The organism is Cellulomonas cellasea, assembly GCF_006538745.1.
Classification (GTDB): domain Bacteria; phylum Actinomycetota; class Actinomycetes; order Actinomycetales; family Cellulomonadaceae; genus Cellulomonas_A; species Cellulomonas_A cellasea.
Window position 1 is genome coordinate 89,755 of record NZ_BJLR01000025.1, and the last position, 20,392, is coordinate 110,146.

Annotated in this window: 21 protein-coding genes and 1 riboswitch; of the genes, 1 reads left to right on the top strand and 20 read right to left on the bottom strand. The window is 76.9% G+C overall.

What is annotated here, in order from left to right; all coding sequences use genetic code 11:
• Nucleotides 1-6: 6 nt before the first annotated feature.
• Together CCE01nite_RS13525 and CCE01nite_RS13530 are read right to left on the bottom strand one after the other, a co-directional pair.
• Nucleotides 7-972, bottom strand: a complete 966-nt coding sequence (locus CCE01nite_RS13525) for a helix-turn-helix transcriptional regulator (RefSeq protein WP_034626971.1) — start codon at nucleotides 970-972, stop codon at nucleotides 7-9.
• Entirely contained in the window at nucleotides 965-1,996 is a 1,032-nt protein-coding gene (locus CCE01nite_RS13530; RefSeq protein WP_034627054.1) for a helix-turn-helix transcriptional regulator, read from the bottom strand. The genes CCE01nite_RS13525 and CCE01nite_RS13530 overlap by 8 nt, the downstream gene beginning before the upstream one ends.
• A gap of 33 nt (nucleotides 1,997-2,029) precedes the next feature.
• Between CCE01nite_RS13530 and CCE01nite_RS13535 the strand changes: the two genes are divergently transcribed.
• Complete coding sequence (locus CCE01nite_RS13535) at nucleotides 2,030-3,187, top strand: DUF3866 family protein (protein WP_034626969.1); 1,158 nt, start codon at nucleotides 2,030-2,032, stop codon at nucleotides 3,185-3,187.
• Nucleotides 3,188-3,270: 83 nt separating this feature from the next.
• On the opposite strand, the gene CCE01nite_RS13540 is transcribed toward CCE01nite_RS13535, so the two are convergent.
• The 18 genes from CCE01nite_RS13540 to mihF form a co-directional block, all read right to left on the bottom strand.
• Complete coding sequence (locus tag CCE01nite_RS13540; RefSeq protein ID WP_052103759.1) at nucleotides 3,271-3,750, bottom strand: PH domain-containing protein; 480 nt, start codon at nucleotides 3,748-3,750, stop codon at nucleotides 3,271-3,273.
• Nucleotides 3,751-3,780: 30 nt separating this feature from the next.
• Nucleotides 3,781-4,629, bottom strand: coding sequence for an ATP phosphoribosyltransferase (gene hisG, locus CCE01nite_RS13545; protein WP_034626967.1), 849 nt, complete (start codon nucleotides 4,627-4,629; stop codon nucleotides 3,781-3,783).
• Nucleotides 4,630-4,716: 87 nt separating this feature from the next.
• Nucleotides 4,717-4,980, bottom strand: a complete 264-nt coding sequence (locus CCE01nite_RS13550) for a phosphoribosyl-ATP diphosphatase (RefSeq protein WP_034626965.1) — start codon at nucleotides 4,978-4,980, stop codon at nucleotides 4,717-4,719.
• A 9-nt stretch (nucleotides 4,981-4,989) separates the two neighbouring features.
• Nucleotides 4,990-5,700, bottom strand: coding sequence for a nicotinamide riboside transporter PnuC (gene pnuC, locus CCE01nite_RS13555; RefSeq protein WP_211254528.1), 711 nt, complete (start codon nucleotides 5,698-5,700; stop codon nucleotides 4,990-4,992).
• Nucleotides 5,700-6,206 (bottom strand): 6,7-dimethyl-8-ribityllumazine synthase, encoded by a 507-nt coding sequence (ribH, locus tag CCE01nite_RS13560; protein WP_034626963.1) that lies wholly within the window; start codon nucleotides 6,204-6,206, stop codon nucleotides 5,700-5,702. The genes pnuC and ribH overlap by 1 nt, the downstream gene beginning before the upstream one ends.
• Nucleotides 6,203-7,639, bottom strand: coding sequence for a GTP cyclohydrolase II (gene ribA, locus CCE01nite_RS13565; protein ID WP_246056548.1), 1,437 nt, complete (start codon nucleotides 7,637-7,639; stop codon nucleotides 6,203-6,205). The genes ribH and ribA overlap by 4 nt, the downstream gene beginning before the upstream one ends.
• Nucleotides 7,636-8,277 (bottom strand): riboflavin synthase, encoded by a 642-nt coding sequence (locus CCE01nite_RS13570; RefSeq protein ID WP_034626960.1) that lies wholly within the window; start codon nucleotides 8,275-8,277, stop codon nucleotides 7,636-7,638. Before CCE01nite_RS13570 ends, ribA begins: the two co-directional genes overlap by 4 nt.
• Nucleotides 8,277-9,605, bottom strand: coding sequence for a bifunctional diaminohydroxyphosphoribosylaminopyrimidine deaminase/5-amino-6-(5-phosphoribosylamino)uracil reductase RibD (gene ribD / locus CCE01nite_RS13575; RefSeq protein WP_246056550.1), 1,329 nt, complete (start codon nucleotides 9,603-9,605; stop codon nucleotides 8,277-8,279). The genes CCE01nite_RS13570 and ribD overlap by 1 nt, the downstream gene beginning before the upstream one ends.
• A 99-nt stretch (nucleotides 9,606-9,704) precedes the next feature.
• Nucleotides 9,705-9,839: riboswitch (FMN riboswitch) on the bottom strand.
• Between the two features lie 185 nt (nucleotides 9,840-10,024).
• Nucleotides 10,025-10,696, bottom strand: a complete 672-nt coding sequence (rpe, locus tag CCE01nite_RS13580; RefSeq protein WP_141372589.1) for a ribulose-phosphate 3-epimerase — start codon at nucleotides 10,694-10,696, stop codon at nucleotides 10,025-10,027.
• A 152-nt stretch (nucleotides 10,697-10,848) separates the two neighbouring features.
• Nucleotides 10,849-12,381, bottom strand: coding sequence for an RsmB/NOP family class I SAM-dependent RNA methyltransferase (locus CCE01nite_RS13585; RefSeq protein ID WP_174774698.1), 1,533 nt, complete (start codon nucleotides 12,379-12,381; stop codon nucleotides 10,849-10,851).
• Nucleotides 12,378-13,328: a methionyl-tRNA formyltransferase gene (fmt, locus tag CCE01nite_RS13590; protein ID WP_141372591.1), complete on the bottom strand. Its 951-nt coding sequence runs from the start codon at nucleotides 13,326-13,328 to the stop codon at nucleotides 12,378-12,380. The genes CCE01nite_RS13585 and fmt overlap by 4 nt, the downstream gene beginning before the upstream one ends.
• 33 nt (nucleotides 13,329-13,361) lie before the next feature.
• Nucleotides 13,362-13,976 (bottom strand): HAD family hydrolase, encoded by a 615-nt coding sequence (locus tag CCE01nite_RS13595; protein WP_141372592.1) that lies wholly within the window; start codon nucleotides 13,974-13,976, stop codon nucleotides 13,362-13,364.
• A 130-nt stretch (nucleotides 13,977-14,106) separates the two neighbouring features.
• Complete coding sequence (locus tag CCE01nite_RS13600; protein WP_141372593.1) at nucleotides 14,107-16,311, bottom strand: primosomal protein N'; 2,205 nt, start codon at nucleotides 16,309-16,311, stop codon at nucleotides 14,107-14,109.
• Nucleotides 16,312-16,677: 366 nt separating this feature from the next.
• A complete protein-coding gene (metK, locus tag CCE01nite_RS13605; protein WP_034627283.1) occupies nucleotides 16,678-17,880 on the bottom strand; it encodes a methionine adenosyltransferase in 1,203 nt (400 codons plus the stop codon).
• Between the two features lie 24 nt (nucleotides 17,881-17,904).
• Nucleotides 17,905-19,101: a bifunctional phosphopantothenoylcysteine decarboxylase/phosphopantothenate--cysteine ligase CoaBC gene (gene coaBC, locus CCE01nite_RS13610; RefSeq protein WP_034627288.1), complete on the bottom strand. Its 1,197-nt coding sequence runs from the start codon at nucleotides 19,099-19,101 to the stop codon at nucleotides 17,905-17,907.
• Nucleotides 19,102-19,132: 31 nt separating this feature from the next.
• Nucleotides 19,133-19,396 (bottom strand): DNA-directed RNA polymerase subunit omega, encoded by a 264-nt coding sequence (rpoZ, locus tag CCE01nite_RS13615; RefSeq protein ID WP_034627292.1) that lies wholly within the window; start codon nucleotides 19,394-19,396, stop codon nucleotides 19,133-19,135.
• A gap of 42 nt (nucleotides 19,397-19,438) precedes the next feature.
• On the bottom strand, nucleotides 19,439-20,005 hold the full coding sequence (gene gmk / locus CCE01nite_RS13620; protein ID WP_034627297.1) for a guanylate kinase: 567 nt from the start codon (nucleotides 20,003-20,005) through the stop codon (nucleotides 19,439-19,441).
• 71 nt (nucleotides 20,006-20,076) lie between these two features.
• Nucleotides 20,077-20,388, bottom strand: a complete 312-nt coding sequence (mihF, locus tag CCE01nite_RS13625) for an integration host factor, actinobacterial type (protein ID WP_034627300.1) — start codon at nucleotides 20,386-20,388, stop codon at nucleotides 20,077-20,079.
• Between the last annotated feature and the right edge of the window lie 4 nt (nucleotides 20,389-20,392).

The window sequence follows — 20,392 nt, forward strand, 5'->3', positions numbered from 1 at the left end:
GGGACGTCAGTCGGCGAGAGGGCCGTACGCGTCGAGCGCGGCGCGGGCGACCGCGGAGACGTCGGCGGCGGCGTCGGCGGGGCGGACCTCGAGGATGTCGTCGGCGGCCTGCAGGAGCAGGTGGCGCAGGAACGCCCGGTTGGCGATGCGCAGGTCGACCTCGAACGTGCCGTCGTCGTGGTTGCGGACGGCCTCGACGGGGACGTTCTCGGCGACCCAGCGGCCCTGGCTGGTCAGGTGCAGGGTCACGAGCCCGCCCGACGGGTCGGGCCGGAACACCTCGGCGTCGGCGCGCACGCGGTGCGGCTGGGCGGCCTCGCCGAGGACGTCGGCGCGCAGGATCCGGTCGACGCGGAAGAGGCGCTCGTCGTCGGCGCGCAGGCACCAGGCGAGCAGGTAGGAGCGTTCGTCGTCGGTGACGAGCCGGATCGGGTCGACGTCACGGGTACTGGCGACGTCCGCGGCGTTGACGTACCGCAGCCGCAGGCGCCGGCCGTCGCGCAGCGCGGCGGACAGGGCCTCGACGACCTCGGGGGCGCCGTCGACGGCGAGGCGGACGTCGATGGTCGCGGCGGCCTCGCCGGTCGCAGCGGTGAGCTTGGCGAGCGCGGAGGACAGCACGGCGGCGCGCGCGGGCTCGAGGCGGGGGCCGAGGGCTTCCTCCATGGCGCGCAGGGCGGCGACGAGCGCGACGGCCTCGCGGGTCCCGAGCCGCAGGGGCCGCGTCATGCCACGGGACTCGGTGAGCCGGACGACCCCGGCCTCGTAGGACGCGGCGTCGAAGTCGATGAGGTCGTGCGGGAAGTACCCGGGGGTGCCGGTCATCCAGAGGGTGTCGACGTCGTCGATCACCTGGGCCGGGGTCACGCCGAACTGCTCGGCGACCTGCTCGACGGGGACGCCGGCGTGGCGGTCGAGGTAGGTGATCATGCCGAGCATGCGCAGGAGGCGGTCGCTCGCGCGTTCAGCCATGGTCGGCTCCCCGGGTGACGAGGGCGGCGGCGGTGCGCAGGAGGCGCAGGACGGTCGCGCGCAGGGGTGCGGGGGCGAGCACGACGACGGCGTCGCCGTAGCCGACGATCTCCTCAGCGAGGTCCCACAGCGCGGTGAACGGGATGCGCACGACGTCGCGTTCGGTGAGCACGGCCGCGACGCGAGGGTCGTCGAGGTCGACGTCGTCGGGCGTCGTCGCGGGGGTGCGGACGGCGCGCACGCGCAGCGCCTCGGCGCGCTCGGGCCGGATCGCGAGAGTCGCGATGCGCTCCTCCCCCGCGGTCCAGCTGTGCAGGGCGGAGCCGAGGCGGGCGGCGTCGGGCTCGGGGAACGCGCCGGGCGACCCGACGGTGCGGACCTTGCCCTCGATGCGGCTGAGCCGGAAGGACCGCGGGGCGTCGCGGTCGCGGTCGTGGCCGACGAGGAACCACCCCCCGCGCCGGGCGAGGAGCTTCCAGGGCTCGACGACGCGCTCGCGGACCTCCCCGGTGCTCGCGGCGCGGTAGGTGAAGCGGACGGCCTGGCGGGCGTGCACCGCGTCGAGCAGCGGGCCGAACGCGCCCCCGGCGGCGCGCACGCGCGGGGCGAGGCCGGCGACGAGGTCGGACGCTTCAGGGGCGTCGCCGACGGCGCGGAGCTTGGTCAGGGCGCGCTCGGTGTCGCTGCGCACCGACTTGTCCTGCCAGAACTCCGACGCGAGCGAGAGCACACCGAGCTCGGCGGCGGTGAGGTCGACCGGCGGGAGGGCGTAGGCCTCCTGGTCGATGCGGTAGCCGATGTCGTCGCCGTGGCCTGCGCCGGTGACCGTGAGGACGGGGATGCCGAGGTCGCGGAGCGTGTCCTTGTCGCGCTCGAACATGCGTTCGAACGCGTCGTCGGACGGGGCGTCGGCGTACCCCGCGACGCTGCGACGGATCTGCTCCTTCGTCATGCGCGCCGAGGTGTTGACCAGGGCGATGACGAGGTTGAGCAGCCGTTCGGCGGGGTGGATCTGGTCGGGCATCAGCTCCACCGTAGTCGCCGGTAGCCTGCAGCGGTGATCACGTGGCGTGCGGGTGTCGTGGTGTCGGGCGGCGCGTCGTGGCCCGGCGCGGTCGAGATGCAGGTCGAGCTCGAGGGCGAGCCGGTCGGCGGGCTCCCCGCGGACGGGCGCGTGCGGGCGCTGGCCTACCCACAGCTCGTCGGCGAGCCGCGCGTCGGGGACCGGGTGCTGCTCAACGTCTCGGCGCTCGCGCGCGGGCTCGGCACGGGCGGGTACGCGATGGTCGTCGCGCTCGGCGACCGCGTGCCCGCCGACCCGCCGGCCGGCCCCGGGCACCTGGTCAAGGCCCGGTACACCGCGCTGCAGGCGACCGTGCTCGGCGTCGACGACCAGGAGTCGGAGCACCACGAGCTGCTGCGCGACGCGGACGACCTCGCCGGGCTGCCCGTCGTCGTCGCGGACCTGCACTCCGCGCTCCCGGCGGTCGTGGCGGGCGCCCGGCACGCCGCGGCGGTGCACGGGCGGCCGGCGCCGCGCGTCGTCTACGTCATGACCGACGGCGGCGCGCTGCCCGCGTGGTTCTCCCGGACCGTCGCCGGGCTGCGCGACGCCGGCTGGATCGAGGCGTGCGTGACCACCGGGCAGGCGTTCGGGGGCGACCTCGAGGCCGTCACCGTCCACACCGGGCTGCTCGCGGCGCGGCTCGTCGCGGGCGCGGACCTCGTGGTCGTCGCACAGGGTCCGGGCAACCTCGGGACCGGGACGCGGTGGGGGTTCTCCGGGGTCGCCGCGGGCGAGGCCGTCAACGCCGCCGGGGTGCTCGGCGGGCGCGCCGTGGCGTCGCTGCGCGTCTCCGGCGCCGACGCGCGCGAGCGGCACCTCGGCATCTCCCACCACTCGACCACCGCGTACGGGCGGGTGGCGCTCTCCCCCGCCGACGTCGTCGTGCCCGGGCTCGCGGCCGCCGGTGCCGGTCTCGACGAGCTCGACGACCGGGTCCGGACGCAGGCACGCGCCCTCGGTGCGCCGGCCGGGCGGCACCGGCTCGTCGACGTCCCGACCGGGCCGGACCTGCTGGACGCGCTGCGCGGGACGCCGGTGCGGCTCTCGACTATGGGGCGCGGGATCGACGGGGACCCGGCGTCGTTCCTCGCGGTCGCCGCCGCCGGGGTGCACGCGGAGCGGCTGGCCGCGAGGTCCGCGAGCGCCTGAGCCGGACGGCCCGCGAGCGCCCGCGCCGGGCACAGCGCGCCTGCCCGACGCGTGTCGGCCACCCGGTGGCGGCGTGCGTGCGGTCAGTCGTCGCGCGGGGTGCGGGAGTGCAGGGCGACGAGAGTCGCGAAGCGGCGGGCCTGCGCGTCGGCGTAGGCGCCGTCGGAGCGCTGGACCCCCATGACGGCGAGCGTGTCACCGTCGGCGAGGTCGAGCTGGACCCAGGGCCGCCCTTGGCCGAACCGCACGGAGACGATCTCCGCCCAGGTGAGGCGCCGGGTGAGCAGGAGGTTGCGGACGGTGACGCCGTCGTGGTCGACCCGGGCCTGGACGCTGGCCTGGCGCCAGCAGAACCAGGCGATCCCCGCGCCGAGGAGGCCCATGCCGAGCTGGTCCCCGAACGACTCGCCCTCGGGGCCGATGGAGGGCAGTGCGATGACGAGGGCGGCGGTCAGGCCGAGGACGAGGACCATGAGCCCGAGGGTGACGACGCGGGCGAGGCGGGGGCGGAACGTCGCGTAGAGCCCGGCGATGCGGTCGCCGGTGGGGTCGCCGGGGGTCATGGCGTCACTCCGGGGGTGGCGTGCCGCGGGTCAGAGCCGGCACGCGTGGATGGAGGTCACCAGGATCGCGCGCGCACCGACGTCGTACAACGCGTCCATGACGCGGTTGGTCTCGTCGCGCCGGACCATGGCGCGCACGGCGGCCCACTCGCGGTTGTGCAGCGGGGAGACGGTGGGCGACTCGAGGCCGGGGGTGATCCCGACGGCCTGGTCGACGAGCGCGAGCGGCACGTCGTAGTCCATGAGGACGTACTGCTGGGCGGTCAGGACGCCCTGGATGCGGCGGGTGAGGACGTCGAGGCCGGCGGGCTCGTCGCCGTCGGCGCGGCACACGAGGACGGCCTCGGAGCGCAGGATCGGCTCGCCGAAGATCTCGAGGCCGGCGGCGCGGAGCGTGGTGCCGGTCTCGACGACGTCGGCGATGACGTCGGCGACGCCGAGGCGGATGGCGGTCTCGACTGCCCCGTCGAGGCGGACGATGCCGGAGGCCTCGACCCCGTGCTCGCGCAGGTAATCGGCCACGAGGACCGGGTAGGACGTCGCGACGCGGTGCCCGGCGATCTGCGCGATGTCGGTGAGCCGGCCGGCGGGGGCGGCGAAGCGGAAGGTGGAGCGCGCGAAGCCGAGGCGCAGGTGCTCGGTCGCGGTGGAGGCGGAGTCGAGCAGGAGGTCCCGCCCGGTGATGCCGACGTCGACGGTCCCCTCGCCGACGTACACGGCGATGTCGCGGGGGCGCAGGAAGAAGAACTCGACGTCGTTGTCGGGGTCGGGCAGCACGAGCTCGCGGGAGTCGCGGCGCTGGCGGTAGCCGGCCTCGCGGAGCAGGTCGGCGGCGGGCTCGGACAGGGAGCCCTTGTTGGGGACGGCGATCCTCAGCACGTGGTCCTCACGGGGTGGTCGGGGGTCGGGCGGGTGGCCGCCCGGGCGCGGACGGTGTGCACGCGGGGAGGGCGGGTCGTGCCGGGGTCACAGGTGGGTGTAGACGTCCTCGAGCGTGAGGCCGCGCGCGAGCATGAGCACCTGCAGGTGGTAGAGCAGCTGCGAGATCTCCTCGGCGGTGCGCTCGTCGCCCTCGTGCTCGGCGGCCATCCAGACCTCGGCCGCCTCCTCGACGATCTTCTTGCCGATCGCATGGACGCCGGCGTCGAGCTCGGCGACGGTTCCGGATCCTGCGGGGCGGGTGGTGGCCTTCTCGGCCAGCTCGGCGAACAGCGAGTCGAACGTCTTCACGCGCTGAGCCTAGACGCCCGCGCGGTCGGGGGCGGGCACGTCCACCGCGAGGGTGCCGGCCCCGCCCGCGGCGGTGACCTCCTGCGGCTGCCCGGTGCGCTGCGCGCGGACCCACACGGTGAACCCGTAGAGCACGACGCCCCCGTACACGGCGTACAGGACGGCCGACGGGTAGTACCCGGCCTGCAGGAGCAGCGGGACGCCGACGGCGTCGACCGCGATCCACACGAGCCAGAACTCGGTCCAGCCGCGGGCCATGCCGTAGGTGGCCAGCAGGCTGCCGGTGAAGATCCACGCGTCGGCCCACGGCCCCCACGACCCGAGCGCCTGGAACACGAGCGCCGTGACGACGGTCCCGACGACGGCGGCGACGAGCAGCTGGACCCGGCCGCGGGTGCCCGCCCAGGAGGGCACGATCGCCGGTCCGTCCCCCGCGCCGCGGGCCTGGCGCCAGCGCACCCACCCGTAGACGGCGACGACGACGAAGAACACCTGCCGCCCAGCCTGCCCGTAGAGGTCCTTGGCCTGCGGGGTGTCGAAGACCCCGCCGAGGAACACGGTGAACAGCAGCACGTTGCCGACGATGCCGACGGGCCACGCCCACACGCGCCGGCGCAGCCCGCCGACCGCGGAGGCGAGCCCGAACAGGTTGCCGACGACCTCCCGGACGAGGATCGGCGCGCCGGCGACGACGAGCTGGGCGTCGAAGAGCCAGTCGATCACCGGGTCCCCCCGAGCGGCTGACCGGGCGACTGCGCGAGCGAGCCCCGGAGCGCGACGACGGTCGCGACCGCCGCCTGCGCGGCCTCGGCGCCCTTGTCCTCGTGCGAGCCGGGCAGCCCGGCGCGGTCGAGGGCCTGCGCCTCGTCGTCGCACGTGAGCACCCCGAAGCCGACGGGCACGCCGTGGCGGACGGCGACGTCGGTCAGCCCGAGGGTCGCGGCCTGGCACACGTAGTCGAAGTGCGGCGTCCCCCCGCGGATGACGACACCGAGCGCGACGACGGCGTCCGCGCCGTGCTCGGCGGCGTGCCGGGCGGCGACGGGCAGCTCGAACGTGCCCGGGACGCGCACGACGGTGACGTCGCTGACGTGGGCGTCCGCGAGCGCGCGCTGCGCCCCCGCGAGCAGGCCGTCCATGACGACGGTGTGCCAGCTCGCGGCGACGACGACGACGCGCAGCCCGGTGCCGTCGACGGTGAGGGTGGGGGCTCCGGCGCCGCTCATGCGGGGGTCTCCTGGTTCGTGAGGGTGGGTGCGGGGGTGGGGTCGGGGGTGGCGTCGAGGACGTGGTCGGTCGTGTCGGTGCCGGGGCGCGGCGGGGCGGCGTGCACGGGGTCGACGCGCACGGGGTCGGTCCGCACCGGGGGTGCGCCGCGGGCGTCGAGGCCGGGCAGCACGTGCCCCATGGCGGTGGCCTTGGTGCGCAGGTACGCCTCGTTGTGCGGGGTGCGGCCGACCTCGAGGCTGCGGACCTCGGTCACGGCGACCCCGTGGGCCTGCAGCCCGGTGACCTTGGCGGGGTTGTTCGTCAGGAGCCGCACGCGGGTGACGCCGAGGTCGGCGAGGATCGCGGCGGCGGCGCCGTACTCGCGGCGGTCGGCGGGCCAGCCGAGGTCGAGGTTGGCCTCGACGGTGTCCCGGCCGGCGTCCTGCAGCGCGTACGCGGCGACCTTGGCGAGGAGCCCGATGCCGCGGCCCTCGTGCCCGCGCAGGTACACCACGGCGCCGCCGTCGCGGGCGGCGAGGGCGAGGGCGGCGTCGAGCTGGGGTCCGCAGTCGCAGCGCGCGGACCCGAACGCGTCGCCGGTGAGGCACTCGGAGTGCACGCGCACCACGGGCTCGTCGGCCAGGCCCGCGGTGGACACGAGCGCGACGTGCTCGGCGCCGGTGCGCAGGTCGCGGTACCCGTGGATGCGGAAGTCCCCGTGCCGGGTCGGCAGGTAGGCGGTGTGGGTGGCGTGCACGCGCGGCTGGGCCGGTACCCCCGCTGCGCCTCCCCCGTGACCGGTGTCGTCGGCGCCAGGGGCGTCGACGGGGTCGTGCCGGCGGCGCCACGCGACGAGGTCCTCGATCGTCAGGAGCACGAGGCCGTCGCGCTCGGCGAGCCCGGCGGCCTCCGGGAGCCGGACCATCGTGCCGTCGTCGTTCACGAGCTCGGCGATCGCGCCGACGGGCTCGAGGCCCGCGAGGCGGCACAGGTCGACGGCGGCCTCGGTGTGCCCGGCCCGGTGCAGGACCCCGCCGGGCACGGCGCGCAGCGGCAGGACGTGCCCCGGGCGGATGAGCGACTCCGGGCCCGACGACGGGTCGGCGAGGGTGCGCAGCGTGTGCGCGCGGTCCGCCGCGGAGATGCCGGTCGTGACCCCGCGGGCGGCGTCGACCGTGACGGTGTAGGCCGTGCGCCGCGGGTCCTCGCTGCGCGGCACCATGAGCGGCAGCTCGAGGGCGTCGGCGCGGGCCGCCGGCATCGGCGCGCACAGGTACCCCGAGGAGTGCCGGATCGTCCACGCGACCCACTCGGGCGTCGCGGACTGCGCGGCGAGGATCACGTCGGCCTCGTTCTCCCGCTCCGGGGAGTCCGCGACGAGCACGGGGCGGCCCGCGCGCAGCGCGTCGAGGGCGTCCTCGACGGTGCCGAGGCGCACGGGCGCGCTCACCGGGTCACCCTGCCGGTCGCCGTGCCGGTCGCGAGCAGGCGCTCGACGTACTTGGCGAGCACGTCGACCTCGAGGTTCACCCGGGCGCCCGGGGCGAGGGTGCCGAGGGTCGTGGCCTCGAGGGTCGTGGGGATGAGCGAGACGCCGAACGCGTCGTCGGCCACGTGCGTGACCGTGAGGGACACCCCGGAGACGGTGATCGAGCCCTTCTCGGCGACGTACCGGGCGAGGTGCGGGTCGAGCGCGATCTCCACGTCGTCCCACCGGGGGCCCGGGCGGCGGGCGCGGATGGTCCCGACCCCGTCGACGTGCCCCTGCACGACGTGCCCGCCGAGGCGCGCGTCGGCCCGCAGCGCGCGCTCGAGGTTGACCGGGCTGCCCGCCGTGAGGTCGCCCAGCGCCGTGCGGCGCAGCGACTCGGGCATGACGTCGACCGTGAAGGTGCCGTCCTCCCCGAGCTCGGCGACCGTGAGGCACACCCCGGACACCGCGATCGAGTCCCCGAGGCGCGCGTCGGACGCGACGAGCGGCCCGCGCACGGTGAGCCGGGCGTCCTGCTCGGCGCCGTCCCCGCCGTCCGTCGTGCCCGGGTGCAGCGCGACGACCGCGCCGACCTCCTCGACGATGCCTGTGAACATCAGCTCTCCTCGCTGGTCGTGCTCGTGCCGGTCGGGGGTGCGGGGGCGTCCGGGGTCGCCACGACGAGGACGTCGGGGCCGAGGTGGACGACCTCGCGGGGGGTCAGGCGCAGCGCGCCGGTGATCGTGGTGACGCCGAGGTCCGCGAGCGCGGGCGGCCCGGCGCCGAGCAGGACGGGCGCGACGTAGGCGTGCACCTCGTCGACGAACCCGGCGCGCAGGAACGCGGCGGCGAGCGTCGGGCCGCCCTCGACCAGGACGTGGCGCACCTCGCGCTCGTGCAGCACCCGCAGGACCTCGCGGGGGTCGTGGGTGCGCACGTGCACGAGCTCGCCGCCCGGGCCGTGCAGGCGGGCGCCGGCGGGCACGTCGCGGTGGCCGACGACGACCCGCAGCGGCTGGTGGTGGGTCAGGGCGCCGTCGGCGGTCCGGGCGGTCAGCGACGGGTCGTCCGCGAGCGCGGTGCCCGTGCCGACGACGATCGCGTCGACGTCGGCGCGCAGGTCGTGCGCGTGCCGGCGGGACTGCGGCGAGGTGATCCAGCGGCTCGAGCCGTCCGCGGCGGCGACGCGCCCGTCGAGGCTCGTGGCGAGCTTGAGCGTGACGAAGGGGCGGGCGCGCTCGACGGCGGGCAGCCACGCGCCGAGCGTCTCGCGGCCCTGCTCGGCGAGGACGCCCTCGAGGACGTCGACACCGGCGGCGCGCAGGCGGTCCGCTCCCCCGGCGGCCGCGGGGTTCGGGTCGGCCACGGACACCACGACGCGGGCGATCCCGGCGTCGAGGAGCGCGCGGCTGCACGGGCCGGTGCGCCCGGTGTGGTCGCACGGCTCGAGCGTCACGACGGCGGTCGCGCCGCGCACGTCGTGGCCCCGGCGGCGGGCGTCAGCGAGCGCGGCGACCTCGGCGTGCGCGGTCCCGGCGCCCTGGTGCCAGCCCTCGCCGAGGACGGCGGCGGGGTCGGGTGCGCCGGACGCGTCCGTGGTGGCACCCGGGGCGAGGAGCACGCAGCCGACGCGCGGGTTGGGGCCGTGGGCCGGTCCTCGGCGGGCGAGGGTCAGGGCGTGGCGCAGGGCGCCGGTCTCGGCGGGGGTCGCGCCCGGGTGCGGTGCGGCGGCCGGGCCGGGGGGTGCGTCCGCCGGCGCGGTGGTGGGACGGGGGGACGCGTGCGAGCGCACGGGCGAGGCGTCGGCCGGTGCGGGCGGCCGGTGGGGGTCGGCCGGTGCGGGCGCGGTGCTGGGCGCCGCGTGGGAGGCGGGCGCGGTGCGTGGCGCGCCGGCGGAGGTGCGCTCGCCGACGAGCGTCGCGCCGTCCTGGATCTCGGGGCCCATCGCCGTCCTCCCGTGCCGGTCAGGGCTCCGGGGTCTCGGCGGAGGACGACCCCAGGGGTCGCCGCTGCCACGTGCGCACGACCGTCGGCCGCGCGCACGCCACGTCTCCTCCCATCCGGACTTTCACCGTCGGTCCTGGAGTTCCACCAGGTCAACCGCTCGGCTCACGAGGAGCCTCACGGGTCGCGGACTGTCACCGCCGGCTCGGAATTGCACCGACCCCGGAGCACGTGTGTGCGTGTTCTTGCTGCGCAACGATCATGGCACACCTCGCATTCCCGCCCGCCGGGGTGTCCGGGGGCCGACACGCCGCGGTTTCGGGCGCACGGGAGCCGCGGGACGGCCGGTCGGGCCGCCGCCGACGTCGCGCGCACGTCACGCACGTCGCGCACCGGACCGTCCCGCCCGGGCGCGCTCGCTCACCCCGCGGAGCGCAGTTCCTGCTCGGCGAGGTCTCGCAGCGCCGCGATCTCGCCCGCGACGTCGTCCGCCCCGTAGACCGCGGACCCGGCGACGAACACGTTCGCCCCCGCGGCCGCGACGCGCTCGATCGTGCTGCGCGACACCCCGCCGTCGACCTGGATCCACGTGTCCGCGCCGGCCGCGGTGATCGCGGCACGGGCGCGGCGGATCTTCGGCAGGGTGCCCTCGATGAAGGACTGGCCGCCGAACCCCGGCTCGACCGTCATCACGAGGATCATGTCGAGCTCGTCGAGCAGGTCGAGGTACGGCTCGACGGGCGTCGCCGGCCGCACGGCCACCGCGGCGCGCGCCCCGAGGGACCGCAGCTCGCGCGCGAGGCGGACGGGCGCCTGGGCGGCCTCGGCATGGAACGTCACGGACGCCGCGCCGGCCTCGGCGAACGCGGGCGCCCACCGGTCGGGGTCCTCGATCATGAGGTGCACGTCGACCGGGACGGGCGAGGCCTCGACGAGCCGCTGCACCACGGGCAGCCCGATCGTGAGGTTCGGCACGAAGTGGTTGTCCATGACGTCGACGTGCGCGTAGTCGGCGCCCGCGATCGCGGCCAGGTCACGCTCGAGGTTGGCGAAGTCGGCGGACAGGATGCTCGGGTTGATCAGCGCGCGCACCCGGTCAGCGTAGTCACGCCGCGGCGCAGCGTGCGGCCGGGCGGCACCTCCCGCGCCGCCCGCCGGCTCCCGAGGGACGCGTGCGCCGCCGCGACGGTGTCCGACGCGGGCACGGGTCCGCGCGCCGAGGTCGCGACGCGGACCCGCGCCCGTCAGGACGTGCGGCGCAGCAGGGTCAGGTGCATCGCGTCGGTGCCGTGCACGTGCGGCCACAGCTGCACGTCGTCACGCTCGGGCAGGTCGATCCCGGGGGCGACGGCCAGCACGGCGGCGCGGGCGTCGAGGACTTCGAGGCCGTCCCCCGCCCTCGTCCGCGCGCGCACGACGTCCTTGACGACGAGCTGGGTCTCCGCGAGGTGCGGGGAGCACGTGACGTACGCGACGACGCCACCGACCCGGACCGCGGCGAGCGCCGACGTCAGCAGGGCCCGCTGCAGCTCCGCCAGACCCGCGAGGTCGGCGGGGCTGCGCCGCCACCGCGACTCCGGGCGGCGGCGCAGCGCCCCGAGCCCCGTGCACGGCGCGTCGACGAGCACGCGGTCGTACGCACCGGGCTCGTCGGCCCCGAGGGTGCGCCCGTCGCCCGTGCGGACCTCCTCGACCGCGCCGGCGGGCAGCCCCGCGACGGCCTGCTCGACGAGGCGCGCACGGTGCGGCTGGACCTCGTTGGCGACGAGCCGGGCCCCGCGCTGCGCGGCGATCGCGCCGAGCAGCCCCGCCTTGCCGCCCGGCCCCGCGCACAGGTCGAGCCATCGCTCGTCGGGCCCGTCGAGCGGCGCACCGGTCAGCGCGAGCGTCACGAGCTGGCTGCCCTCGTCCTGCACGCCGGCCCGCGCGTCCCGGACCGCGGCCAGCGCCGCCGGGTCGCCGCCGCCCTCGAGCACGAGCGCGGTCGGCGCCCACCGCCCGGGGCGTGCGCCGGCGTCCGCGGCGAGCTCGTCCGGGTCGACGAGGCCGGGCCGGGCGACGAGGGTGACCTGCGGTGCCTGGTTGTCCGCGCGCAGCAGGTCCTCGAGCTCGGCGACCGGGCGCCCCGACCCCGCCAGGGCCTCGCGCAGCGCGCGCACGACCCAGGCCGGGTGGCTCTCGGTGACGGCGAGGCGGGTCGTGTCGTCCGCGGGCTGCGCTGCCTCGGCGATGCGCTCGAGCCACGTGTCCAGCGGCTCGCGGGACGCCGCGCGCAGGACCGCGTTGACGAACTGCGACGCGCCGGTCCCGGCCCGCTCGCGCGCGAGGCCCACGGTCTCGGAGACGGCGGCGTGCGCGGGCACGCGCATCCCGAGCACCTGGTGCATCCCGAGGCGCAGCAGGTCGAGCACGGGCGGGTCGATCGACGCGGCCGGGCGCGACGCGCACAGCTCGATCACCGCGTCGTAGCGCCCGCGCAGCCGCAGGGTCCCGTACGCGAGCTCGGTCGCGAACGCCGCGTCCCGACCCGCGACCCGGCGCTCGCGCAGCAGCGGGGGCAGGACGAGGTTGGCGTAGGAGTCGCTCGTGTCGACGGCCCGCAGCACGTCGTACGCCGCGCCGCGCGCCGGGTCCCCCGCCCGCCGGCGGGCCGACGGCGCGGCGGCCGTCCGGGCGCCCCGGCCCTGGGCGCGTGCGGCCCCGCGCTCGCGGCCCTGCCGGTCGCGCCGGTCCGCCCCGCCGCGGGGTCGCTCGCCCGCGCCACCCGCGCCGCTCACGCCTGCTCCACCAGGGCTGCGCCAAGCACCGTGCCGTGCGCCGGGCGGGCACCGCGGGCCCAGTCGACCGCCGGCATCGTGCGCTTGCCGGCCGGGGTCACGTCCCCCAGCCGCACGGCGTGCGTCGCGGTGCCCACGAGCACCGCGTCCTTCGCCGCCCGCAGCTCACCGGGCGCGAGGTCGGTCACGTCGGGCTCGGGAGTGACGGGGCCCAGCCCGAGACGGGCGCCGTCCGGGGTGCGGGTCCAGGCGCCCGGCGCCGGCGTGCAGCCGCGCACCCGGCGGTCCACCGCGTACGCGGGGTGCTCCCAGCGCACGCGGGCGTCCTCGACCTCGAGCCGCGGCGCGTGGCTGACCCCCTCGGACGCCTGCGGGACGGGTGCCAGGATGCCGTCCTCGATCGCGTCGAGCGTGCTCACGAGCAGGCCCGCCCCGGCCACGGCGAGCCTCCCGAGCAGGTCGCCCGAGGTGTCGCGGGGGCGGATCTGCTCGGTGAGGACACCGAAGACCGGCCCGGTGTCGAGGCCCTCCTCGATCCGGAACGTGCTCGCCCCCGTGACCTCGTCGCCCGCGAGGAGCGCGTGCTGGACGGGCGCAGCGCCGCGCCACGCCGGGAGGACCGAGAAGTGCAGGTTGACCCAGCCGTGCCGCGGGACGTCGAGCACCGCGGGCGGCAGCAGCGCGCCGTACGCGACGACCGGGGCGGCGTCGACGTCGAGCTCGGCGAGGCGCGCCTGGAAGTCGGCGTCGCGCGGGGACCGCGGGGTCAGCACCTCGAGGCCGGCGTCGAGCGCGCGCTGCTTGACCGGGCTCGGCGCGAGCGTGCGGCCGCGTCCCGAGCGGGCGTCGGGACGGCTGAGCACCGCGACCACGTCGTGCCGGGAGGCGAGCAGGGCGTCGAGAGCCGGGACGGCGACGTCCGGGGTCCCGGCGAAGAGGAGGCGCATGGGCTCGATCCTAGGCGGCGCCCGACGGCCGCCTCAGACGCGGACGCCGCGGGCGGCGAGCTCGGCACGGGCCGCCGCCGCCGTCGTGAAGAGCACCGCGTCGAACCCCTCGCCGGCCGCAGCCTCGACGTTCGCCGCGCTGTCGTCGAGGAACACGGTCCGGGCGGGGTCGAGCGCGAACCGCTCCGCGAGCAGCCGGTAGATGCGCGGGTCCGGCTTGGCGATCCCGACCTCGCCGGAGACGAGCACGCCCTCGAGCAGCCCCACGGCGGGCGCCGCCGGCTCCGCGTGGTGGAACGTCTCCGCCGACCAGTTCGTCAGGCCGAGCACCCGCACCCCGCGGGCGACGAGGTCGCGCACGAGCTCCTCCGAGCCCGGCACCGGCCCGGGCAGCGCGGCGCGGAAGTGCTCGACGTACAGGTCGAGCGCCGGCACGTGCTGCGGCAGCCGGGCGTGCACGTCGGCGCGCGCGTGCGCCCACGGCCGTCCCGCGTCCTGCAGGTGGTTGAACGCCGGGAAGTCGACGTCCCGGAAGAACGCGTCGACGTCCGCGCGGGGCAGGCGCCCCTCGTACGGGCCGTACGGGTCCCAGCGGACGAGCACGTTGCCGAGGTCGAAGACCACGGCCTCGACGGACGCGGCGGTCATGGGTGTCTCCTTCGCGGGTCGAGGGTCGTGGTCTCGGCGCCGTCGACGCCGCTCGCGCCCCGCGCCCCCGGGCCGCTCCGGACGCCCCGTTCGCCCTGGACGCCCCGGACGCCCCGGACGCCCCGGACGCTCACAGCATCTCCGACGGGTCGACCTGCACGCGCACCGTGCCGCCCTCGCGCCGCGCGCTGCGCACCGCGACCGACGCCGCGACCGTGCGCACGAGCGCGTCCCCCGCCGCGACCGGCGCCCGCACGAGCGCCCGCACCTCCGGCTCGAACGAGCCCTGCGCCGGCGCGGCCGCGGCCCGCCCGCGCCCGGACGCGACCCCCGACCGCACCACGCCCGAGCCCTCGTCGACGGGCACCGGACCTAGCACGTCGGCGCCGGGAGGCAGCTCGAGCCGGGCGAGGACCGCCCGCACGGCCTCGCGCCCGCCCGTGACCGCGACGACCCGCACGGACGGCGGCAGCGCGAGCTCGTGGCGCTCGGCGAGCTCGCGCGCGGCGAGCCCGGCGGGGTCCCACCGCACGAGCGCCTGCGTGGGGCGCGGCGCGCCGTCGCCGACGAGGAGGACGACCCCGCCGTCGGTGCTCGGCCGCACGAGCGCCGCGGCGGCGAGCCAGCGCCGCAGCGCGTCCTCCGCGCCGCGCAGCGACGTCGACGCGGACGCGACCGCCGCGTCGAGCAGCACCCCGGCCGCGTAGCCCGCGTCGCACACCGGCTCGGCCCCCGTCGTGGCGACGACGAGCGCCGGGGTGGCGGGCACGCTCGCGAGGACCCCCGTCGCCGACCGGGCACCCGAGGAGCGCACCGGCACGCCCGGGAACGCCCGGCCGAGCTCCTCCGCGGTGCGCTCCGAGCCGACGCGCACCGACCGCAGGGCGCCCGCGCCGCACTCGGCGCACCGCCACTCCGTCGCGAGCCGCCCGCACCACCCGCACTGCGGGACGCCGTCGGCCGACGTGAGCGACAGCGGCCCGTGGCACGCGGTGCAGCGCGCGAGCGCACGGCAGCGGCCGCACGCGACGGCCGGCACGTAGCCCGCGCGGGGCACCTGGACGAGCACCGGCCCGTGCGCGAGGTGCTCGCGGATCGCCCGCCACGCCTCGCCGGGAAGCCGCGCCGACGCCGCGGCACCCTCGCGCGCGAGCTCGACGGACGTCAGCGCACGCACGCGCGGGGTCCGGGCGCGCAGCACCGCGCGGTCGGCGCTCACCTCGCGCGCCCACCCGGTTTCCACGAGCGCCTGGGACTCGACGCTGCGGGCGTGCGCGGCGAGCAGCACCGCGGCGTCCTCGAGCTCGGCGCGCAGCCGGACGACCTCTCGCACGTGCGGGTAGGGGGCCCGCGGCTCGGCGTGCAGGTCGTCGCCGTCGTCCCAGCACACGACGAGCCCGAGGTCGGCGACCGGGGCGAACGCCGCCGCGCGCGTCCCCACCACGACCCGGGCCCGTCCGCGCAGCGCCGCGAGGAACGCCCGGTACCGGGGGGCGGCGCCGTCCTCGGCGGCGAGGCGGACGTACCCGCCCGGCGCGTCGGGCGTGCACGCGGGCACCTCGGCGCGGTCGAGCGCCTCGCAGACCTGCGCGACGTCGCGCGCGTCCGGGACGACGACGAGCGCCCCGCGACCGGACACGAGGCAGGCCTGGACGGCCTGGGCAACAGCGTCCGGCCAGCGGGCGCCGACCGGCCCCGGCAGCGCCGTCCACACCGCGCGCGGCGCCGAGCCTGCGGCGAGGTGCTGGAGGAACGCCGGACCACCCCGGTACGGGAGCCACGCCTCACCGGACAGGCGCCCGTGCACCGGCGACGGGGTCTCCGGGCCCGACGGCAGTCCCGTCGCGGGACCGCCGGGCGGCGCCGGCTCCGACTCGACCCGGGCGTGCCTCGGAGGGATCGCGAGGCGCAGCACGTCGGCGAGCGTCCCGGCGTACCGGTCCGCGACCGCGCGCGCGAGCCGCGCCACCGCGTCGCTGAGCACCGGCTCCGCGGACACGACGCGCCGCAGCGGCTGCAGGGCCCCGTCGTGCTCCGCGTCCGGGGTGCGCGCGAGCACGTACCCGTCGACGTCCTGGCGGCCGAACCGCACCTTGACGCGCGTGCCCGGGACCGCGGCGGCCGAGAGCTGCTCCGGGACGAGGTACTCGAACACCCGGTCGAGGTGCGCGGGCGGGAGGTCGATGCACAGGCGCGCGACGGGCAGCGACGCCGCGGGCTCGAGACCCTCGGGGGTCCGGCGCCGGGCCGCGGACCGCCCCCGGCCGCCGAGCACGGGTTCCGGCAGCCCCGCGAGGGTCAGCTGCTCCCCCGCTGCTCCGCCCGTCGCCTCCACGCCTCTATCTCACCATCCGCCACCGACCCCGCGGTCCGCGTCGTCCACCGGTCGACCGGCGGCTCCGCGGCGGTCCAGGCGCGCGCGGCCCCACCGCCACCGCCGCCACCATGCCGAGCGGCGCGCTGTGCTCCCCGGACGACGACCGCCCGCCCGGCCGGGTGACGGCCGAGCGGGCGGGCGTGGCCGCGCCGAGGCGCGAGGTGGGCTGCTCCGGGGCGCGGCGCGCGGGCGCGGCCTACGGGTGCGCGGGCCTGCGTCCGGCACGACGCCGCACGTGCGCGGTCCCGCGTCCGGCACCACGACCCGCGCGCACACGGGCCCGCGTCCATGACGCACGCGCGCCCGGACGCGCCCCGAGCGAGGTCAGCCGACGGCGCTGATCAGGTCGGCGGTGCGGTCCGTGCGCTCCCACGTGAAGTCGGCGAGGTCGCGGCCGAAGTGCCCGTACGCGGCCGTCTGCTGGTAGATCGGGCGCAGCAGGTCCAGGTCGCGGATGATCGCGGCCGGGCGCAGGTCGAACACCTCGCGGATCGCGGCCGTCAGGCGCCCGACCGGGACGGTGCCCGTGCCGAACGTCTCGACGTACAGCCCGACGGGGTGCGCCTTGCCGATCGCGTACGCGACCTGCACCTCGCAGCGCCGCGCGAGTCCGGCGGCGACGACGTTCTTCGCGACCCACCGCATCGCGTAGGCGGCCGAGCGGTCGACCTTCGACGGGTCCTTGCCCGAGAACGCGCCGCCCCCGTGACGGGCCATGCCACCGTAGGTGTCGACGATGATCTTGCGGCCGGTGAGCCCCGCGTCACCCTGCGGCCCGCCGACGACGAACGTGCCCGTCGGGTTCACGAGGAGGCGGAAGTCGCTCACGTCGAGGTCGAGCTCGGCGACGACCGGCTTGACGACGAGGTCGGCGATAGCGGGCGCGAGGGTCGTCTCGAGGTGCACGTCCGGGTCGTGCTGCGTGGACAGGACGACGGTGTCGAGGCGCACCGCGCGGTCGCCGTCGTAGCCGATGGTCACCTGGGTCTTGCCGTCGGGGCGCAGGCCCGGCACGACGCCCTCCTTGCGCACGGCCGCCAGGCGCTCGGCGAGGCGGTGCGCGAGCCAGATCGGCAGCGGCAGCAGGCTCGGGGTGTCGTCGCTCGCGTACCCGAACATGAGGCCCTGGTCGCCTGCGCCCTGCAGGTCGAGCGGGTCGAGGTCGCCCGAGTCGACGCGGACCTCGAGCGCCTTGTCGACGCCCTGGGCGATGTCGGGCGACTGCTGCCCGATCGAGACGGACACGCCGCACGAGTCGCCGTCGAAGCCGATGTGCGAGGAGGTGTAGCCGATGCCGCGGACGACCTCGCGGACCACCTGCGGGATCTCGACGTACGCGCTCGTGGTCACCTCGCCGGCGACGTGCACCAGGCCGGTCGTGACCATGGTCTCGACGGCCACCCGGGCTGTGGGGTCCTGCTCGAGGATCGCGTCGAGGATGGCGTCGGAGATCTGGTCACAGATCTTGTCGGGGTGCCCCTCGGTCACGGACTCGGACGTGAACAGGCGCATGTCAGGCTCGGTCATGCGCACAGGTTACTGGCCGCGCGCTCAGCCCCGGAGCAGAACGGCGTCCCAGACGGCGTGCGCGACGTCGTCCTTCGAGCCCGCCGCGACGGCCACGACGTCGCCGTTCCCGTCGAGGATCGTCACGTCGTTGTCGGCCGTCCCGAAGCCCCGCCCGCCCCCGACGGCGTTGACGACGAGCAGGTCGGCGCCCTTGCGCCGGGCCTTGGCGCGGCCGTGGTCGAGCACCGTGCCCTCGGCGTCGCCGGTCTCCGCGGCGAATCCGACGACGAGCTGGCCCGCCCGGAGCCGAGGCGCGGACAGCTCCGCGAGGATGTCGGTCGTCTGGACGAGCTCGAGCGCCCGCGTCGCGCCGTCGGCGTCCTTCTTGATCTTCGTCTCGGCGGACGTCGCGGGCCGGAAGTCGGCGACCGCGGCCGCCATGACCACGACGTCGGCGTCCTTGGCGGCGGCCCGCACCGCGTCCCGCAGCTCGGCGGACGTCTCGACCGGGACCACGGCGACGCCGTCGGGAGCCGGCAGAGTGACGTTCGCGGCGACGAGGGTCACCTGGGCACCCCGCGCCGCCGCCGCCCGCGCGAGCGCGTAGCCCTGGCGGCCCGAGGACCGGTTGCCGAGGTAGCGCACCGGGTCGAGCGGCTCGCGCGTCCCGCCGGCCGAGACGACGACGTGCCGCCCGGCGAGGTCCTGAGGCGCGGTCCGCACGAGCGCGAGGGCTGCCGCAGCGATGGCTTCGGGCTCCGGGAGCCGGCCGGGCCCGGTGTCCGCGCCCGTGAGGCGGCCGGAGTCCGGGTCGAGCACGTGCACGCCCCGCGCCCGCAGCGTCTCGACGTTCGCGCGCGTGGCCGGGTGCTCCCACATCTCGGTGTGCATCGCCGGGGCGAGCAGCACCGGGCAGCGCGCCGTGAGCAGCGTCGCGGTGAGCAGGTCGTCGGCCCGGCCGGTCGCGGCCCGCGAGAGCAGGTCCGCGGTGGCGGGGGCGACGACGACCAGGTCGGCGGTCTTGCCGAGCCGCACGTGCGGGACCTGGTCGACGTCCTCGAACACGCGCGTCGTCACGGGCTCGCCGGACAGGGCCTCCCACGTCGCGCGACCCACGAACTCGAGCGCGGACTCCGTCGGCACGACGCGCACGTCGTGCCCCGCCTCGGAGAGGAGGCGCAGGAGCAGCACGGCCTTGTACGCCGCGATGCCGCCGGCGACGCCGAGGACGATCCGCATGGTCGGGACGCCGGGAGGGACGAGACCGAGGTCAGCCCTCGGTGGCCTCGACGGTCAGCAGCCCGCCGTCGATCTCGCGCATCGCGATCGAGAGGGCCTTCTCCTGCGGGCGGGTCTCGACGAGGGGCCCGACGTACTCGAGCAGGCCCTCGTTGAGCTGGGAGTAGTAGGCGTTGATCTGGCGCGCGCGCTTGGCGGCGTAGATCACGAGCGCGTACTTGGAGTCGGCGCGCTCCAGCAGCTGGTCGATGGGCGGGTCGGTGATGCCGACGGGTGCAGCGACGGTTCCGGACACGGTGGACTCCCGCAAAGACGAAGGGGTGGGACTGACGCCAGTCTACCTGGTCGGCAGTCCCATGACCCGGACCAGCTCGTCGGTCGCCCGCCGGACGTCGTCGTTGACGATCACGTGGTCGAACTCGGGCTCGGCGGCGAGCTCGACGCGCGCCGTCGCCAGCCGGCGCTCCCGCTCCTCGGGCCCCTCGGTGCCCCGGCCCACGAGCCGGCGCTCGAGCTCCTCGAACGACGGCGGTGCGAGGAACACGAAGCGCGCGCCGGGCATCGTCGAGCGCACCTGACGGGCACCCTGCAGGTCGATCTCGAGCAGTGCCGGCGCCCCCGCGGCGAGGCGCTCCTCGACCTGGCGTCGCGGCGTGCCGTACCGGTTGCGACCGTGCACGACGGCCCACTCGAGCAGCTCCCCGTCCTCGGCCATCGCGTCGAACTCGGCCGGGGACACGAAGTGGTAGTGCACGCCCTCGACCTCGCCGGGTCGCGGCTCACGCGTCGTCGCGGAGACGGACAACCAGATCTCGGGGTAGCGCTCGCGGATGTCGGCGGAGACCGTGCCCTTGCCGACGGCGGTCGGTCCGGCGAGAACGGTGAGCCGGGCTGGCGTCGTCATGGGTGCTGCGGTGCTCCTGGCCTGGTGCGTGGATCCGGGTGGTCAGCGGCACACGGTACGTGCCTCCGGGCTCACCCGAAGCGGTCGACGAGCGCCTTGACCTGGTGCGGACCCAGGCCTCGGACGCGCCGTGTCTCGGAGATGCCGATCTCGGAGATGATGGCGCGCGCCTTGACCTTGCCGACGCCCGGCAGGGACTCGAGGAGCGCGAGCACCTTGAGCTTGCCGATCGTCTCGTCCGCCTGGCCCTGGGCGATCACCTCGGAGAGCGTGCCCTGAGAGTACTTGAGTCGGTTCTTGACCTCGGCCCGAGCCTGCCGGGCCGCGGCCGCCTTCTCGAGTGCTGCTGCGCGTTGTTCGGGGGTCAAGGGGGGAAGAGCCACTCGA